This is a genomic window from Synergistales bacterium (assembly GCA_021736445.1).
Taxonomy (GTDB): domain Bacteria; phylum Synergistota; class Synergistia; order Synergistales; family Aminiphilaceae; genus JAIPGA01.
On record JAIPGA010000050.1, the window covers coordinates 1 to 17,123 of the forward strand.

At 66.5% G+C, this 17,123-nt stretch carries 17 protein-coding genes; 7 read left to right on the top strand and 10 right to left on the bottom strand.

Annotated elements, in window-relative coordinates; all coding sequences use genetic code 11:
* The 7 genes from K9L28_08075 to K9L28_08105 all read left to right on the top strand — a co-directional run.
* On the top strand, window positions 1-1,411 hold a 1,411-nt coding region (locus K9L28_08075), incomplete at its 5' end, for a hypothetical protein (protein ID MCF7936281.1).
* A 208-nt stretch (window positions 1,412-1,619) separates the two neighbouring features.
* Window positions 1,620-2,774, top strand: coding sequence for an efflux RND transporter periplasmic adaptor subunit (locus K9L28_08080; protein MCF7936282.1), 1,155 nt, complete (start codon window positions 1,620-1,622; stop codon window positions 2,772-2,774).
* Window positions 2,771-3,766 carry an ABC transporter ATP-binding protein gene (locus tag K9L28_08085; protein ID MCF7936283.1) on the top strand — a complete coding sequence of 332 codons (996 nt, stop codon included), beginning with the start codon at window positions 2,771-2,773 and terminating at the stop codon, window positions 3,764-3,766. The genes K9L28_08080 and K9L28_08085 overlap by 4 nt, the downstream gene beginning before the upstream one ends.
* Entirely contained in the window at window positions 3,763-4,734 is a 972-nt protein-coding gene (locus tag K9L28_08090; protein ID MCF7936284.1) for an ABC transporter ATP-binding protein, read from the top strand. The genes K9L28_08085 and K9L28_08090 overlap by 4 nt, the downstream gene beginning before the upstream one ends.
* Entirely contained in the window at window positions 4,731-5,864 is a 1,134-nt protein-coding gene (locus K9L28_08095) for an ABC transporter permease (protein MCF7936285.1), read from the top strand. The genes K9L28_08090 and K9L28_08095 overlap by 4 nt, the downstream gene beginning before the upstream one ends.
* 2 nt (window positions 5,865-5,866) lie before the next feature.
* A complete protein-coding gene (locus tag K9L28_08100; GenBank protein MCF7936286.1) occupies window positions 5,867-6,994 on the top strand; it encodes an ABC transporter permease in 1,128 nt (375 codons plus the stop codon).
* 52 nt (window positions 6,995-7,046) lie between these two features.
* A complete protein-coding gene (locus tag K9L28_08105) occupies window positions 7,047-7,769 on the top strand; it encodes a M48 family metallopeptidase (protein ID MCF7936287.1) in 723 nt (240 codons plus the stop codon).
* On the opposite strand, the gene K9L28_08110 is transcribed toward K9L28_08105, so the two are convergent.
* The 10 genes from K9L28_08110 to K9L28_08155 all read right to left on the bottom strand — a co-directional run.
* Window positions 7,766-8,668, bottom strand: a complete 903-nt coding sequence (locus K9L28_08110) for an isocitrate lyase/PEP mutase family protein (GenBank protein ID MCF7936288.1) — start codon at window positions 8,666-8,668, stop codon at window positions 7,766-7,768. The genes K9L28_08105 and K9L28_08110 overlap by 4 nt on opposite strands.
* 49 nt (window positions 8,669-8,717) lie before the next feature.
* The gene (locus K9L28_08115; GenBank protein MCF7936289.1) at window positions 8,718-9,998 is read right to left on the bottom strand and encodes a TRAP transporter large permease; all 1,281 of its coding nucleotides are present in this window, start codon (window positions 9,996-9,998) and stop codon (window positions 8,718-8,720) included.
* The gene (locus K9L28_08120; protein ID MCF7936290.1) at window positions 9,995-10,531 is read right to left on the bottom strand and encodes a TRAP transporter small permease; all 537 of its coding nucleotides are present in this window, start codon (window positions 10,529-10,531) and stop codon (window positions 9,995-9,997) included. The genes K9L28_08115 and K9L28_08120 overlap by 4 nt, the downstream gene beginning before the upstream one ends.
* Window positions 10,532-10,733: 202 nt before the next feature.
* The gene (locus K9L28_08125) at window positions 10,734-11,726 is read right to left on the bottom strand and encodes a DctP family TRAP transporter solute-binding subunit (GenBank protein ID MCF7936291.1); all 993 of its coding nucleotides are present in this window, start codon (window positions 11,724-11,726) and stop codon (window positions 10,734-10,736) included.
* A gap of 259 nt (window positions 11,727-11,985) precedes the next feature.
* Window positions 11,986-13,365, bottom strand: coding sequence for a V-type ATP synthase subunit B (locus tag K9L28_08130; protein ID MCF7936292.1), 1,380 nt, complete (start codon window positions 13,363-13,365; stop codon window positions 11,986-11,988).
* A complete protein-coding gene (locus K9L28_08135; protein MCF7936293.1) occupies window positions 13,365-15,146 on the bottom strand; it encodes a V-type ATP synthase subunit A in 1,782 nt (593 codons plus the stop codon). Before K9L28_08135 ends, K9L28_08130 begins: the two co-directional genes overlap by 1 nt.
* A 17-nt stretch (window positions 15,147-15,163) precedes the next feature.
* A complete protein-coding gene (locus tag K9L28_08140; protein MCF7936294.1) occupies window positions 15,164-15,772 on the bottom strand; it encodes an ATPase in 609 nt (202 codons plus the stop codon).
* The gene (locus K9L28_08145; GenBank protein ID MCF7936295.1) at window positions 15,769-16,080 is read right to left on the bottom strand and encodes a V-type ATP synthase subunit F; all 312 of its coding nucleotides are present in this window, start codon (window positions 16,078-16,080) and stop codon (window positions 15,769-15,771) included. The genes K9L28_08140 and K9L28_08145 overlap by 4 nt, the downstream gene beginning before the upstream one ends.
* A gap of 6 nt (window positions 16,081-16,086) precedes the next feature.
* A complete protein-coding gene (locus K9L28_08150) occupies window positions 16,087-16,491 on the bottom strand; it encodes an ATP synthase subunit C (GenBank protein ID MCF7936296.1) in 405 nt (134 codons plus the stop codon).
* Window positions 16,492-16,528: 37 nt separating this feature from the next.
* The coding region (locus tag K9L28_08155; protein ID MCF7936297.1) for an ATPase at window positions 16,529-17,123 on the bottom strand (595 nt) is incomplete at its 5' end.

Sequence of the window (17,123 nt, forward strand, 5' to 3'; positions counted from 1 at the left end):
GTGTAGTGTAATGTGTCACTGGAAACGGTGGCTGGTCCGTTCGCTTTTGATCACGGCGGCGTTGCTGCCGGCGGTTCAGGGTGGAGCGGCGATCGCGCAGGAACAGGCTGCACACGAACTGCTTGAGGATTCCTATGTCCTCGAGAAAGACGGCTGGCACTTCATCCATCTCGAAGGCTCACCCTACCAGATCGGCTTCCAGCGGGGCTACCATGCGGCCGAGTCGGCCAACTACATCATCAAGACCTATCTCGGCCCCAGAGGAAGCGACTACCACGAGAAGACCCGCACCATCGCCCGGGAGTATATCTGGCCGCGGATCCCCGCCGAGTACCAGGAGGAGCTCCAGGGCACCGCCGACGGCGTGAAGGCCCGGGGCTACGACTGGGATCTCTGGGACATCGTGGCCGTCAACCAGTGGGGCGACCAGGGCGTCTTCCAGGAACAGTACGAGAAGGACTTCGGAAGCCGGTGCAGCGCCTTCATCGCCACGGGGGACGCCACCACCGACGGGCAGATCGTCATCGGCCACAACACCTGGTGCCCCTACAACGAGGATTTCATGTACAACTACATCTTCGAGGTCTTCCCCGACAGGGGGCATGACTTCCGCTACCAGAGCGCCGGAGCCTGCATGTGGAGCGGCCAGGACTGGTATGTCAACGAAACGGGACTGATGATCACCGAGACCTCCCTGAGCAACCCTGTCCGCGACCCCGAGGGCACACTGCTCTTCGTCCGGATCCGCCGGGCGGCCCAGTATGCCCACAGCATCGACAGCTTCCTGGAGATCATGCTGGACAGAAACAACGGCGCCTACCCCAACGAGTGGCTGGTGGGCGACGCCAAGACCGGGGAGATCATGTCCCTCCAGCTGGGCTGCAAGGTCCATGACATGCAGCGGGCCTTCAACGGATTCTTCGGCTCGTCGAACCACCCCTGGGGTGTGGAGTTCCGGGACGAAGCCGATTCGCCCGAACCGGATCCGGCCGGGTACCGCTACGCCCGGTTCCGCCGGTGGAAGCAGCTGAAGGAGGAGTACTACGGGGAGATCAACGTCACGGTGGGCAGGAAGATGCTCTCCGACCACTACGACACCTACACCGAGAAGGAACAGCCCAGCGCCCGGACCATCTGCGGCCACAAGGAGCTGGCCCCCGCCGACTCGGAGCAGCTCGCCCCGAGCGGAGCCTACGACGCCAAGGTGACCTCCAGCCACCTGGTGCTGGAGCACATGGGGATGTGGGCCCGCTGGGGCCATCCCTGCGGCATGGCCTTCGATGTGGACGCCTTCCTCGAGAAGGATCCGGAATGGGCCGAGGAACACGGCGCCGACCATGTGCGCTATCTGCGGATCTTCGCCGAGGAAACCCCCAATCTCTGGGGCTATTTCGGCGAAGTGGAGCCGTAAGAACCCATCGGCTCAGGAAAAGACAACCGAACCATGGTCCCTTTGCCTGCGGGAGCCCGAGACACTCGGACTCCCGCCTTTCTTGACAGCGCAAGCGCTCCTCCTACAATAAAGATGACCCGAACCAAACACAGGGGGAACGCCGGCGCAGGACAACGGTGGCGTCCCCTTGACGGACCTGCAGGCTGTCTTCCCGGGAGGCGAAACCGTGGACCGCAGAACACTCCGATGGATCTTTCCCCCGGCGCTCGCCGCAGCGGCGCTGCTCCTTTTTGTCATCAACAGCGACAGCGGCGGTGACGGAACGCTCCGGCTCTCCGGAACCATCGAGGCCACCGAGGTGGCCGTAAGCTTCCAGACCGGCGGGCGGGTCGCCCGCCGGCTCGTCGACGAAGGCGATGCGGTCCGCCGAGGCGACTGTGTGGCCCGTCTGGTCAGCGACGATCTGGCCCAGCAGGTCACCCTCCGGGAGGCGGAACAGGAGGGGGCGCAGGCGGCGCTGGCCGAACTCCAGCAGGGCTACCGGGCCGAGGAGATCGCCCAGGCGCTGGCCGGTGTGGAGGAAGCCCGGGCCAGGCTCGACGAGCTGCTGGAGGGCTCCCGGCAGGAGGAGCTCCACCGCGCCCGGGCCGCCGTGGAGCGCGCCCGTTCGGAGTACCGACGGCTCGAAAAGGATTTCCGGCGGGCCGAGAAGCTCCTGGAAGACCAGGTCATCACACAGCAGAGCTACGACCGGAGCTACGCCGCCTACCAGGTGGCCAAAGCCAGACTGCTGGAGGCCAAGGCCTCGCTCCAGCTGGTCCGCCAGGGCCCCCGGGAGCAACGGATCGCCCAGGCCAGGGCACAGCTCAAAAAGGCCCGGGAACGCTACGGCATGCTCAGGCAGGGCCCGCGCAAGGAGACCGTCGCCCAGGCGGCAGCCAGGGTCAAGCAGGCCCGGGCGGCGCTGGCCGTCGCCCGGATACGACTCGGCTACGCCACCCTGACCGCCCCGCTGGACGGCGTGGTGCTGACCGCCGGTCTGGAAGCCGGCGAATACGCCGCACCGGGCACACCGGTGGTCACCGTCGCCCGCCTTGACGAGGTCTGGATGCGGGCCTACATCGGCGAGACCGATCTGGGGCGTGTGGAGCTGGGCCAACCTGTGCGGGTCACCACCGACAGCTACCCCGACAGGACCTACCCCGGCCGGGTGACCTTCATCGCCTCGGAAGCCGAGTTCACCCCCAAGATGGTACGGACGGAAGAGGAGCGGGTCCGACTGGTCTACCGGATCAAGATCACCCTCCCCAACCCCGACGGGGAGCTCAAACCGGGCATGCCCGCCGACGCCACCCTTTCACCGGAACCTGCGGAGCGATGAGACAACGCTCCCCCAGGACGCCACGGTCTTCCCAGGCGGAACCGACCTCCACCCGGACGGCAAGCATCGAGACAGAGAGCCTCACCAAGCGCTTCGGCGAGGCCACGGCGGTGGATGGGCTCACCCTCTCCATCCGGCCGGGGGAGCTCTTCGGTCTGGTGGGCCCCGACGGCGCCGGCAAGACCACCACCCTGCGGCTGCTCACGGCCATCATGCGCCCCGACAGCGGCGCCGCACGGGTGGGCGGATTCGACACGGTCCGTCAGCCCGAGGAGATCAAGGCGATCATCGGCTACATGAGCCAGCGTTTCGGCCTCTACAGCGACCTCACCGTGCAGGAGAACATCGATTTCTACGCCGATCTCTACGATGTCCCCAGAGGCAGGGAACGCCGGGAACGCACCGAGCGGCTGCTGGGGTTCAGCAATCTCACCCCCTTCCGCAACCGGCGGGCCGGCCGCCTCTCGGGCGGGATGAAACAGAAGCTCGGCCTGGCCTGCGCCCTGATCCACACCCCGCAACTGCTCTTTCTGGACGAACCCACCAACGGGGTGGACCCCGTCTCGCGGCGGGACTTCTGGCGCATCCTCTACAGCCTCCTCAGGGAGGGGGTCACCATCGTGGTCTCCACGGCCTATCTGGACGAAGCGGAGCGCTGCAGCCGTCTGGCCCTGCTCGACAGGGGACGGCTGCTCGCCGCGGGCACCCCGGAGGAGATCAAGGCGGAAAGCCCCGGCATCGTCTACGAGATCCGCCTCCCGGAGACCCGCAACGCCGCACACCTGCTGCGGGAGCACCTCCCGGACACCGCCGTCAACCTCTTCGGCGACCGGCTCCATCTCCAGACCGCCGACAGCGGCGTCACCACGGAAACGCTTCGGCACGCCCTGGACGAGGCCGGTTTCACCGTCTCCGGGATCCGGGAGATCGCCCCCAGTCTGGAGGACATCTTCATCGTCTCCCTGGACCGGGAAGAGCGGAACCCGTCATGACGGGAGAGAGGAACACCGCCGTCACCGTCACCGATCTGGTGCGGCGCTTCGGGACCTTCACCGCCGTGGACGCCATCTCCTTCAGCGTCGCCCCGGGTGAGATCTTCGGGTTTCTCGGCCCCAACGGGGCGGGCAAGTCCACCACCATCCGCATGCTCTGCGGCATCCTGGCCCCCACCAGCGGCGGGGGCACCGTGGCGGGCTTCGACATCGCCACCCAGTCCGAAGGGATCAAGTCCCATATCGGCTACATGAGCCAGCGCTTCTCCCTCTACGGCGATCTCACCGTGGAGGAGAACATCGACTTCTACAGCGGCATCTACCGGCTTCCCGCCGCCAAACGCCGGGATCGCAAGGAGTGGGTGCTGGAGATGGCGGGGCTGACGGAGCGCCGGGACGCGCTGACGGAGACCCTCTCGGGGGGCTGGAAGCAGCGCCTCGCCCTGGGCTGCGCCATCCTGCACGAACCGCCGGTGCTCTTTCTGGACGAGCCCACCTCGGGGGTCGATCCGCTGAGCCGCCGCCGCTTCTGGGACCTCATCTACGCCCTGTCGGAGCAGGGCGTCACCATCTTCGTGACCACCCACTACATGGACGAAGCGGAGTACTGCGACCGGCTGGGCCTTATCTACAGGGGGCGCCTCATTGCCGAGGGGACCCCTTCCACGCTGAAGGAACGGGAGATGGCCGAAAAGGTCCTGGAGGTGCTCTGCAGCGCGCCCTACGAAGCGCTGGAGAGAGCCGAATCGCTGCCCTTCGTGAAGGAGGCCGCCCTCTTCGGCAACGGGATCCACGTGGTGGCAGACGGCGGCGCCGAGGCCGAAGGGGAGCTGCGGGAAGCACTGGAAGAACGAGGGCACCGCATCGACCGGCTGGGCTTCATCACGCCTTCGCTGGAGGATGTCTTTGTCTCTCTCATCGAGCGCTACGAAGGGAATCGGGGTGGAGAGGAGGCGGTCAGGCAATGAGATGGCGGCGAACCGCGGCGGTGGCCCGCAAGGAGACCCTCCACATCCTCCGGGATCCCCGGAGTCTGGCCATGGCCGTGGCCATCCCGGTGCTGCTGATCCTGCTCTTCGGCTACGCCCTGACGCTGGATGTGGACAACGTCCCCCTGGCGCTCCTGGACCGCGACCACAGCTCCGCCGGCCGGGAGCTCACCGCCGCCTTCGCCGGATCCCGCTACTTCACTCTGCACACGGTGGCCGCCGGCAGGAGAGAACTGCAGCGGGCGCTGGACACCGGCGGGGCGCTGGTGGCGCTGACCATCCCGCCGGGCTTCGGCGCCGACCTGTCGGCGGGACGGACCCCGGCGGTGCAGATCGTCATCGAGGGGAGCGACGCCAATACCGCCGGGATCGCCCGGGGCTATGTCCGCGCCGTGACGGAGCGGTACAGCCGGCGTATCCTGGTGGAGCAGGCGGCCCGCCGGGGAAGAGAGCCCCTCCAGCCGCCGCTGGAGCTCCGGCAGCGGGTCTGGTACAACCCGGAGATGGACTCCACCAACTACATCGTCCCGGGGCTCATCGCGGTGATCATGATGGTCATCGCGGCGCTCCTCACCTCGCTGACCATCGCCAGGGAGTGGGAACAGGGAACCATGGAGCAGCTCATCGCCACGCCCGTGACCGCCGTGGAGCTGATCACCGGCAAGCTGCTGCCCTACTTCGCCGTGGGGATGCTCGATGTGCTGGTGGCCGTCCTGATGGGGGAGTTCCTCTACGGGGTGCCCTTTCGGGGGAATGTGGTGCTGCTCTTCGGGATGGCCGCCATCTTCCTGGCCGGATCGCTCTCCATGGGGATCCTCATCAGCGTGGTCACCAGGAGCCAGCTCCTGGCCAGCCAGGTGGCCATCATCGTGACCTTCCTCCCCTCCTTCCTGCTGTCGGGGTTCATGTTCGCCATCACCAGCATGCCCCAGCCCATCCGGATCGCCACCCACCTCATCCCGGCGCGCTACTTCGTGACGCTGCTCCGGGGGATCTACCTCAAGGGGGTGGGGCTCGCCGTCCTCTGGCCGGAGGCGCTGCTGCTGGCCCTCTTCTCGCTGGTGATGGTGGCCCTGGCCAACCTCGCCTTCACCAAGAGGCTGGTGTAGCCATGTTCCGACGGATCCGGGAGATGCTCCGCAAGGAACTGATCCAGATCTTCCGGGACCCCCGGATGCGGATGGTCATCCTCGTGGCCCCGATCATCCAGCTGATGGTCTTCGGCTACGCCGTCTCCACCGACGTAGAGACGGTGCGGCTGGCGCTCTGCGACAGCGACCGCACGCCGCTGAGCCGGGAGCTGACGGCACGCTTCGTCCGTTCCGGGTACTTCGCCGTGGTCGCCTCGCCCCGGGATCCCGACGACATCACCCTCCTTCTGGACAGCGGGAAGGCCGAGGCGGCGCTGGTCCTCCGGAGCGGCTTCGCCGCGGCGGTCCACGCCGGGAAGACGGCACCGCTTCAGCTCATCGTGGACGGCACCAACTCCAACACGGCGAGCGTGGTCCTCCAGTACGCCCGGCAGATCACCGGGGACCTCTCCGGGGAGCTCCTGACGGAACGCCTCCGGCGAAGGGGGATACAGGGAAGGCCTGCGGCTTTCCAGGCGCGGATCCGGGCCTGGTTCAACAGCAACCTGGAAAGCCGCAACTACTACGTGCCCGGGGTCATCGCCCTGCTGGTGATGCTCATCACGCTGATGCTCACCAGCATGGCCATCGTCAGGGAGAAGGAGATCGGCACCATGGAGCAGATCATGGTCACCCCCATCACCCAGCTGGAGTTCATCCTCGGCAAGATGCTGCCCTTCGCCCTCATCGCCTTCGTGGATGTGACGCTCATCTCGCTGGTGGGGGTCTTCTGGTTCCACGTCCCGCTGCGGGGCAGCCTGCTGCTGCTCTTTCTCTCCACAGGCTGTTTCGTCACGACCACCCTGGGGATCGGGCTCTTTCTCTCCACAGTCAGCACCACCCAGCAGCAGGCCATGATGGGCACCTTCCTGTTCTTCCTCCCGGCTGTTCTGCTCTCGGGCTTCATGTTCCCCATCGCCAACATGCCCGAGCCCGTCCAGTGGGTCACCCTGCTCAACCCGCTGCGGCACTTTCTGGTGATCCTCCGGGGGGTCTTCCTCAAGGGGGTGGGGATCGCCGTCCTCTGGCCCCAGATCGCCGCGCTGGCTCTGCTGGGGACGTCTACGCTCGTTCTCGCCTCCCGGCGGTTCAGAAAGACCCTGTCCTGACAGAACCACACACGACAAAAATGGAAAGACAGCGAGGAGGTCCGATACAGCAATGACGCGACTCCCGCCCTACACCGTCCGCGAAGACGGCCGGGCCAAACGGCTGCGGGTCAAGCTGACCGCCAGGGAAGGCCTGGTGGTCGTCGTTCCCCGGGGCACCGACCGAAGCCGCATCCCCGGGATCCTGGAAGAACACGAAGAGACCATCCGGCAGGCCCTGGAGCAACAGCAGAACACCGTAGAGCAGGCCCGCCGGGAGGGGCTCCTGAAGCCGGAAACCGTGGAGCTGCCCTGCATCGGCGAGCGGTGGACGGTCCGCTACGACCACAGGCCTTCGGCGTACATCGAGCTGCGGCAGCGCAAGGGGCGGCTGGAGATCCAGGGACCCGACGAGAACGCGGTGATCCGTCGGCTGCTCCGGGACTGGCTCAAGGGGAAGGCCCGCCGCCACATCACCCCTCTGATGGAGGAGCAGGCCCACCGTTGCGGGCTCAGCTACAGCAGGCTCCAGTTCCGCATACAGAAAACCCGGTGGGGAAGCTGCTCCACCACCGGGACCATCAGTCTCAACGCCTGTCTGCTCTTTCTGGAACCCCACCTGGTCCGCCACGTGCTGATCCACGAACTCTGCCACAGCGTGCACATGAACCATTCCGACGCCTTCTGGGAGCTGGTGGGCCGGTTCGACCCCAACTGGCGGGAGTATCGGGGCGTCCTCAAGGAGAGCTTCCGCTCCGTACCGCTCTGGGTGGGCCACACCGGGGAGGAACCCTAGGCCTCCGGTCGCTCCACCCTGTATCGCTCTTCCATCTCCTTGATCTCCGCCATATCCATGAGATCGGCGAACTCCCCGAAGGAGACCAGATCGTCGGCGTAGGTCTCCTGGGGCGTCCCCTGCATGACGGCGGCGAAGGCCCGCTCCATGGCCCTGGTGGCGGCGAAGAGGCCGGTGAGGGCGTAGACGATGTAGGTGAAGCCGTAGTCGCGGGCCTCGGCGGGCGTCACGAAGGGGGTCCTGCCGCCTTCGATGAGATTGAGCATCAGCGGGACCTCGAAGCTGTTTCCCGCCAGCTCCATCTGCTCCCGGGTCTCCAGGGCCTCCACGAAGACCATGTCCACACCAAGCTCCTCGGCAGCCTTGCCCCGCCGGAGGGCCTCCTCCATGCCGCGGGGCGCCAGGGCGTCGGTGCGGTAGATGATCAGCACGTCGGGATCCAGAGCATCCCGCGCGTCCAGTGCCGCCTGGAGCTTGCTCCGCATCTCCGGCCAGGGGATCACATCCTTGCCCTCCAGGTGGCCGCAGCGTTTGGGCCACTTCTGGTCCTCCAGAAAGAGCCCCGCCGCACCGGCCCGGATGTACTCCTGGACGGTGCGGTAGGCGTTCAGGGCATTGCCGTAGCCCGTGTCGCCGTCACCGAAGACGGGAACCGAGACGGCCCGGGTGATGCTCTGCAGCTGGGCGCGCATCTCCGAAAAGTCGGTAAGCCCGATATCGGGCACGCCGAGCCGCGTGGCCGCCGTCCCGTACCCCGAGTGGTGGACCACGTCGAAGCCGGCCCGCTCGGCGCACTTGGCGCTCAGCGCGTCGTAGACGCCGGCGCCGACGATATAGGCTTTGTCCCGCAGCATGGCCCGCAAGGCGGTACCCGCCCTTGTCCCGCTCTCCCGTAGCATGTCACCTGCTCCTTCCTCTGTCCTGTCCCCGCACGCCGCAGGGACGGTCCTATTGCATGAGCATCGGCAGCCAGAGGCTCATCCGGGGGAAGAGGATCACCAGCGCCAGCATGAGCACCATGATCAGCATGAAGGGGAAGACCCCCTTGATGATCTCCTGCATCTGGATGTCCTTGCGCAGGCCGCCGATGACGTAGAGGTTTACCCCGACGGGGGGCGTGATGAGCGCCATCTCCATGTTGATCACCAGGATGATGGCGTACCAGATGGGGTCGATGTTCAGCGCGAAGAGAATCGGCGTCACCAGCGGCATGGTCAGCAGCACGATGGAGACCGTCTCCAGGATGCAGCCCAGGACGAACATCACCAGGCTCATGGCCAGGATAAAGCTGATCGGCGAGAGCCCCAGATCGATCACCATCCGGGTCAGCTGCTGCGGCAGCTCCAGGAAGGTCAGCACCCGGCCGAAGAGCAGCGCCCCGGCGATGATCATGGCGATCATACAGGAGGTGGTGATCGACTTCAGGCAGATCCGCGGCAGATCCCGGAAGAGCACCGTCCGGTAGACCACCATGGTGATGAAGAGGCTGTAGACCAGGCCGATGGCCGCCGCCTCGGTGGGTGTGAAGGCCCCGGAGTAGATCCCGCCGAGGATGATCACCGGCAGCATGATCCCCCAGAGATTCCTCCGGGTGACATCCAGCCGCTCCTTCCAGGGCACCCGGACCATGATCTCGGCCCCGCCCCGTTTGCTCTGGATCACGGCGTAGACGGTAAAGAGGCCGGTGAGCACCAGGCCCGGGACGATGCCGGCCATGAAGAGCTTGCCCACCGACTCCTCCGTCACGGCGCCGTAGAGGATCAGGGGGATGCTGGGCGGGATGAGGATCCCCAGCGTGGCCCCGGCGGCCAGCAGCCCCAGGGTGAAGGTGCGGTCGTAGCCCCGGCTGATCAGCGCCGGGAAAGCGATCATCCCGATGGTGGCCGCCGTGGCCGCACTGGAACCCGTGATAGCCGAAAAGAAGGCGCAGCTCAGCACCGTGGCGATGGCAAGACCGCCGGGGAGGTGGCGCACCCAGGCGTTCATCACCGTGAAGAGGTCGGCGCCCACCTTGCCCTCCAGCAGCACCTGGCTCATGGCGATAAAGAGCGGCACCGCCAGGAGGACGAAGCTGTCCAGCGAGGAATAGATGGTCTGCCCCACGATCTGGAAGGGCAGATCGAAGAGCTTGAGCAGCAGCGTGGACGTGGCCCCCAGCGAGAAGGCCACCGGCAGGCCGAAGAAGAGGAGCGTCAGCAGCAGCAGGACGATACCGATGAAGACCGTCATTCGATCGTCTCCCCCCCCTCATTCCAGCGGGCCTCCCCGCCGGGCAGAAAGGAATCGATCCAGAAGACCGCGTACTGCAGGGTGAGAAAGAGAAAGCCCACGCACATGGCGGCGTTGGGGATCCACAGGGGGAAGCCCAGCGGCGTCGGCGAGAGCTTGTGGTACTCCAAAGCGCTGAGGGTCATCTCGTAGCTCTGGAATACCACCACCAGGCAGAACACGAGCCCCACCAGGGCCATCACCCGGTAGAGACGGCGCGCCGCACTGACGGAAAGTCGGCTGACAAAGAGGTCGATCGCCACATGTTTGCCGGCCTGCAAGGTGTAGGCCAAACCGCAGAACATGGAAAACATGAACATGTAGGTCGCCGTCTCCACCGCCCAGAGCGTCGGCGCGTTGAAGCAATACCGGCAGACCACCTCGTAGAAAAGGATCAGGCCGAAAAGCAGAATGCTCATGCCGCTGATAAGGCCGAGAATATAGACACTGCGCTCCACCAGGGAACGGACACCATCCCACAGGCTTGCAAGCATCGCACGCGTCACCTCCCGGAAACGCTGTATCTGCCGGCTGCGGCGGGGCGCAGCGCATGTTCACGGGGACCATCCGGAGAGCGGCCACCGGGCTGAGCGCGTTCGCAGTCGGCAGGAATATGCGAGGGCCCGGCACTCAGTGTGTCTGAGTACCGGGCTGCGTCGGAACGGGGCAGACCAGGGGAACCCCTGGGACCCGCGCTTATTTCACGCTTTCGACGATCTCCAGCAGCCTCCTGCCGACCTCGCCCTTCTCTTCGGCGAAGGAATCGCGCACCGGGGCCGTGGCCTTCTCGAACAGCTGCAGTTCCGCATCGTCAAGGACATAGATCTCCATGCCCTTTTCGGCGAGCTCTTCCTGGGCCGCCGATTCGGCGCGGTAGATCTCCTCCACCAGCCAGTCGTTGGCATCCGCAGCCGCCTTGTTCAGCACCTCCCGCTGTCCTTCGGAGAGACTGTCCCACCACTCGAGATTGCCCTGGAGGACAAACTGGGCGATGGCGTAGTTGCAGACCGTCAGGTAGTCGGTCACCTCGTAGAGCTTGCGGGAGATCATCGCCGGCATTCCCGTGGTGGCGCCGTCGACGGTGCCGCGCTGCAGAGCCATATACATCTCGGCGGAGCTGATCACGGCGGGGGTGCCGCCCAGAGCCTTCACCGTATCGGCGGTGCCCTTGCTGAAGGTCCGGAACTTGAGCCCTTCGAAGTCGGCGGGTTCCTTCAGCGGCCGCACACTGTTGATAAACTGTACGAACCCGTAGTCGATCCAGCCGATGACCTTGGCGTTGCGTTTCATGAACTCCTTGTCGAGGATCTCGTTGGCGCCGGCGTCAAGGAAATCGTGGACGATCTCCAGATCGGTGAAGACAAAGGGCATCTCGAAGACATCGGCCGCAGGGATCATCCCTGACCATTTGTTCACCGGCAGTGCCGACATCTCCACAAGGCCTCCCTGGATGGCCTCGACGATCCCCGTGTCCTTGAAGAGCTGTCCCGAATGGAAGACCTTCACATTCATGTCGCCTTCGGAGTATTCCTCCACCTTCTCGGCAAAGAGCTCCATGGATTTGGAGATGTGGTGGGAGGGGGGAAGCTGATTGGACAGCCTGAAGGTCTCCGCCGATGCGGCGGTCACGCCAAACACACATACCACTGCGGCCACGCAAAGCAGCCCGACAAAACGTTTCATACACATACGCTCCTCTCGTCAAACCGACTCTCTACACCCTTATGACAGGCATATTCCGACACGCACTCCTCTTGACGCTTCTCCTCCGAAAAAACCACCTCTTTCCCAAAGCAGGGCCACATCACGGAAAAGTGATATCGAGATCTACCGAAAAAGCAGGTGTTTAGCGATCATTCTACGCATTTGCGCCGTGCTTCGCAAGTACGCGTTCTCGTTCACCAGATATCCTCCGCCGGCAGGACAAGGCATCTCTTCTCCGGGACACCTACCGCCTGCGCCGGGGGATGTGCTTGCGGAGCTCCTCGGCGGAGACCCGGGTCAGATCGGCCCGAGGCAGCCCGGCCAGCAGCTCCCAGCCGCGGTCCAGGGAAGCACCGATCTCCCGGTCCTCCTCGCGGTCCTGCCTGAGGAACCCCTTCTCGAAGGCATCGCCGAAACCCAGGTAGGCCCGGTCGTCGTCGTTAAGCTCGTCCTCGCCGACCACACCGGCCAGCGCCCGCACCTCCCGGACCCGGCTGTAGGAGGCGAAAAGCTGACTGGCCAGGCCGGGGTGATCCTCCCGTGTGTAGTCCCCGCCGATGCCGTCTTTCATCAACCTTGAGAGGCTGGTCAGGATATCCACAGCCGGGTAGAGCCCCTTATTGGCCAGCTCCCTGGAGAGAACGAGCTGCCCCTCGGTGATGAATCCCGTCAGATCGGGGATAGGGTGGGTGATGTCGTCGTTGGGCATGGAGAGGATGGGAAGCTGGGTCACGCTGCCGCCGCTTCCCTCCACCACGCCGGCCCGCTCGTAGAGCGAGGCCAGATCGCTGTAGAGATAGGAGGGATAGCCCTTCCGGCTGGGCACCTCGCCCCGGGCCACGCTCAGCTCCCGCAGGGCCTCGCAGTAGTTGGTCATGTCCGTCATGATCACCAGCACGTGCATCCCGCGATCGAAGGCCAGGTACTCCGCGGCGGCCAGGGCGAACCGCGGCGTGGCCAGCCGCTCGATAACGGGATCGTCGGCGAGGTTGAGGAACATCAGCACATTGGCGGCCCGTCCGCGGCGGGTGAGCTCCTCGGTGAAGAAAGCGGCGTCGTCGTGCTTGATCCCGATCCCCGCGAAGACCACCGCAAAGTTCTCCTCCCCCACCAGCCTGGACTGGGTGGCGATCTGCACGGCCAGGCTGTTGTGGGGCAATCCGTTGCCGGAGAAGATGGGGAGCTTCTGCCCGCGGATCAGGGTGGCCAGGACATCCAGCGCGGAGACCCCGGTGTGGATGAAATCCCGGGGATAGCGGCGGGCCATGGGGTTGATCGGCGCGCCGTTCACATCCCGCCGGAGGCCGCCGAGGACGGGGCCGCAACCGTCACGGGCCTCGCCGAGGCCGTTGAAGACGCGGCCCACCATGGAGGGCGCCAGGGCAGCCTCCAGCCCCCTTCCGGTGAAACGCACACTGGTTCCGCTGGGCACCAGGTCGCCGGTACCGGCGAAGACCTGCACCAGCGTCGCCGCCTCGTCGATCATGACCACCCTTCCCTTGCGGGGGTGCCCCGCGGGGTCGATCACCTCGACAATCTCGTCGTAGCCCACACCCTCGATGCCTCCCAGGAGGACAAAGGGACCGTTGATCCGTTCCACACCGATATGTTCCGTCCGCGCCATCAGGCCTCACCCCCAGCCGGGGCGAGCCGCTCCCGACCCACCTCGTCGAGCTTGCGCAGCAGCTCCTCCCGCTGCGCCGCGATCCGTTCTTCCTCCCCCGCCGGAATCCCCTTGATCCGGGTGATCCGGGCCACCTCGTCGAGGCCCCGGAGGAGCGAGAGGGGACAACCCCGGCGCAGCAGTTCCCGGGCCTTCTCGTGGAAGGCGACGATGGTATCCAGAATGAGAAAGCCCTTCCCGGGCGGACAGAAGGAGTCCGGACCGAAGGCCCCCTGCTGCAGGTAGCCGTCTTTCAGGAGGAAGGCGGTGAACGCCGTCAGCCGCTGCTCGTCGGGGAGCACGTCCTCCCCCACCAGCCGGATGATCTGCTGGATCCGGTCGTCCTCGGCGAGGAGCTCCCGGGCCTTCCCCCGCAGCTCCCCCCACCGGGGATCCACCTGGGTCAGGTACCACTCCTCCACCTCATCGGCGTATTCGCTGTAGGACTCCGTCCAGTTGATGGCGGGGAAATGCCGGGCGTGGGCCAGCCGCTTGTCCAGCCCCCAGAAGCAGCGGATATACCGCTTGGTGTGCCTGGTGACCGGCTCGGTGAAGTCGCCGCCCGGCGGGGAGACCGCGCCGATCACGGAGATACTCCCCTGGTCGCCCCCCGAGGTGACCACCCTGCCGGCCCGCTCGTAGAACGCGGCGAGCCTGGTGGGGAGATAGGCGGGGAATCCCTCCTCGGCGGGGATCTCCTCGAGCCTTCCGGAGATCTCCCGCAGGGCCTCGGCCCACCTGGACGTAGAGTCGGCCATCATCGCCACGTCGTACCCCATGTCCCGGTAGTACTCGGCGATGGTGATCCCCGTGTAGATGGAGGCCTCCCGTGCCGCCACCGGCATGTTGGAGGTGTTGGCGATCAAAACGGTCCGCTCCATCAGCGGCCGTCCTGTGCGGGGATCCTCCAGACCGGGGAACTCCTCCAGCACCTGGGTCATCTCGTTGCCCCGCTCGCCGCAGCCGATGTAGACGACGATCCTGGCGTCGCTCCACTTGGCCAGCTGGTGCTGGGTGACGGTCTTGCCCGTACCGAAACCCCCGGGGATCGCCGCCACGCCGCCCTTGGCCAGGGGGAAGAGTCCGTCGATCACCCGCTGGCCGGTGATCAGCGGTTCGTCGGGAAGCAGTCGCTCCCGGTAGGGACGGGCTGTACGGACCGGCCACCGCTGCACCAGCGGGATCTCCACCTCCCGCCCCCGGCCGTCGTTCACCCTGGCGGCCGCCTCCCCGGCCTGGTGTCGGCCGGCGGAGATCATGGCGGTGATCTCCCCCTCCACACCGGGAGGGACGGTCACCCGGTGGGTCACCATGGGCGACTCCTCGATCTCGGCCAGCACCGTTCCGGCGGTGGCGATCTCGCCGACCTGGGCCTTCGGGACCACCTCCCAGGCGGCGCCGAGATCGATCTGTGCGGCTCCGGATCCCCGGGAGATGAAGGTCCCCTCCCGCTCCATCAGCGCCCCCAGAGGACGGCCGATCCCGTCGATGATCGTCCCCACCAGACCGGGGCCGAGGGCCATGGAGAGGGGTTCCCCCCGGCCGGCGATCTCCTCGCCCAGGGTAAGGCCGCCGGTCTCCTCGTAGACCTGGACCAGCGCCTCGTCGCCGTCCATCCGGATGATCTCGCCGATCAGGGACAGGGAGCCCACCTCCACCATCTCCCGCATGGCAAAATCCCGCATCCCCGCCGCCCGGACCACCGGGCCGTTGACCGTCACGATCCGTCCCCGTCGGGTCATCGGACCACCTCCGCCCGTCACAGCAGCAACCGCTCCGCCAGGGTGTCGGCCATCTCCGAGGCCAGGATCCCCCAGTCCAGCCGGGAGCGCCACCGGCCGTCGCCGGATCGCAGCCACACCCCACCGGTGATCGGTGCCGGCGTGGGGTCGAAGGAGAGCTCCACATCCGGCGCAAGCCGTCGGAGCCTCTCCACGACGGCGCCCCCCAGTCCCTGGTCCCGCTCGGCAAGCTGGAGCACCACCGAGGAGACCGAAGGCATGGATTCGATCCCCTCCAGGGCGATCCCCGCCAGCACCGCCGGATAGTCCCGGCGGTCCCGGAGCCCTTCCAGCGCCGAGGCCAGGCGGTTCATGGCGTCGGCGAGCAGCCTGTTCTGGAGGCGCAGCCTCTCGCGTTCGGACTCCCGCTCCGCCGCCATGACCTCCCGTCGCCGGATCTCCCCGGCCCGCTTCCCGGCATCCCGACTGATGCCGGCGATGGTCTGTTCGAGCTGCTCCGTCTGCTCCGCCACCCACTGCCGGGCCTCCCGGCGGGCGTTCTGGAGGGCGGCGCCCTTCTCGGCCTCCGCCTTGGCGAAGATCAGTTCCCGTAGCCCCTCCACCTTCTTCGTCGCTTCCTCGGTCATCCCAGGTTCACCCCTATGGCCTCACGCAGATAGCGTGTCAGAAAGTCCTTGTCCCTGGTGCTGCCGTGCCGGTCGGGGATCTCCACCAGCAGGGGGAGTTCCCCGCGCTCCCGGAGCCTCCGGACAAGCCCGGGCACGGCGGCGGCCGCCTTCTCGGTCAGCACGAGGATACCCAGATCCCCCTGCCCCAGGGCCTCCCGGACGGCCCGCTCCGTCTCCTCCGCCCCGTGGGCGATCCGGCCCCTGACCCCGGCGAGCCGCAGAGCCACCAGGCTGTCGTGGTTGTCGCTGACCAGGAAGGCCCGCACGACGGATCACAGCCTGGCCAGGATCAGCAGCGAGATGATCACGCCGTAGATGGCGATCCCCTCGGCCAGCCCCAGGTAGATCAGGGTCATCCCCAGGGCCTCGGGCTTCTCGCCGATGACCCCCAGCGCCGCGGCGCCGACCACGGCCACGGCGATCCCGGCGCCGAGACAGGCCAGCCCCGTGGAGAGACTGGCCCCGAGAAAAGCCAGCCCCGAGGGGGACGCAGCCGCCGTCTCGCCGGCCAGGGAGGGCCCCGCCAGGAAGGGGAGAGCGGCGATCATCACCAGAGCGAGCAGCACCCCTCCGACCGCGCACCTCAGGATCCTGCGGGGACGTCCTGTCCTTCTGCCCCGCAGCAGAGCTCCCGCAACAATGAGCCCGCCGGCCGTCAACGCGGTGATCCACAGCATGAGTTCCATCGCTTCGCCATCATCTCCTTCGCTATCGTCATCCCCTGCCGCCGCCCCACCGCACCGGGGCAAAGGGCGTCCCGCCTCCACTGTAGAACTTGCTGAAGAGCTCATAGTACTCCAGCCGGAGGGCCTGGATGAAGACGATGAGCCCCTCCAGCGCCACGATCACCAGGTGGCCCGCAACCAGGATCACCCAGGCCAGGACCCCCCCGCCGGGGATCCCCTCCACCATGGTGCTGAGCATCAGCACCGCCACGCTGAGCCCCACATGATTGAGGGCAAAGGCCGCCAGTCTGACGAAGGAAACGGTGTTGCTCAGGAAGGAGAGCAGCCCGTGGAAGACATGGAAGAGATGGACCACCACCCCCTCGCCTTCCCCCTCCTGGCGGAAGAGACGCCGCGTCAGCGGACCCGAGAAGAGGATCGCCGACAGAAGCAGCGCCACCAGCAGAGCCGACAGGGCAGGGGGGAACGGTGCCCCCCGCCCCGAGAGCCCGGCCCAGGCCAGCACCACCGCCAGCCAGTAGAGCAGCAGCCCGGCCACCCCCCGGATATCGAAGAGCAGCCGTCCCCACTCCCCCCGCCGGTAGCGGAGGAGGATGTTCATCACCATCCCCGCGCTGATGACC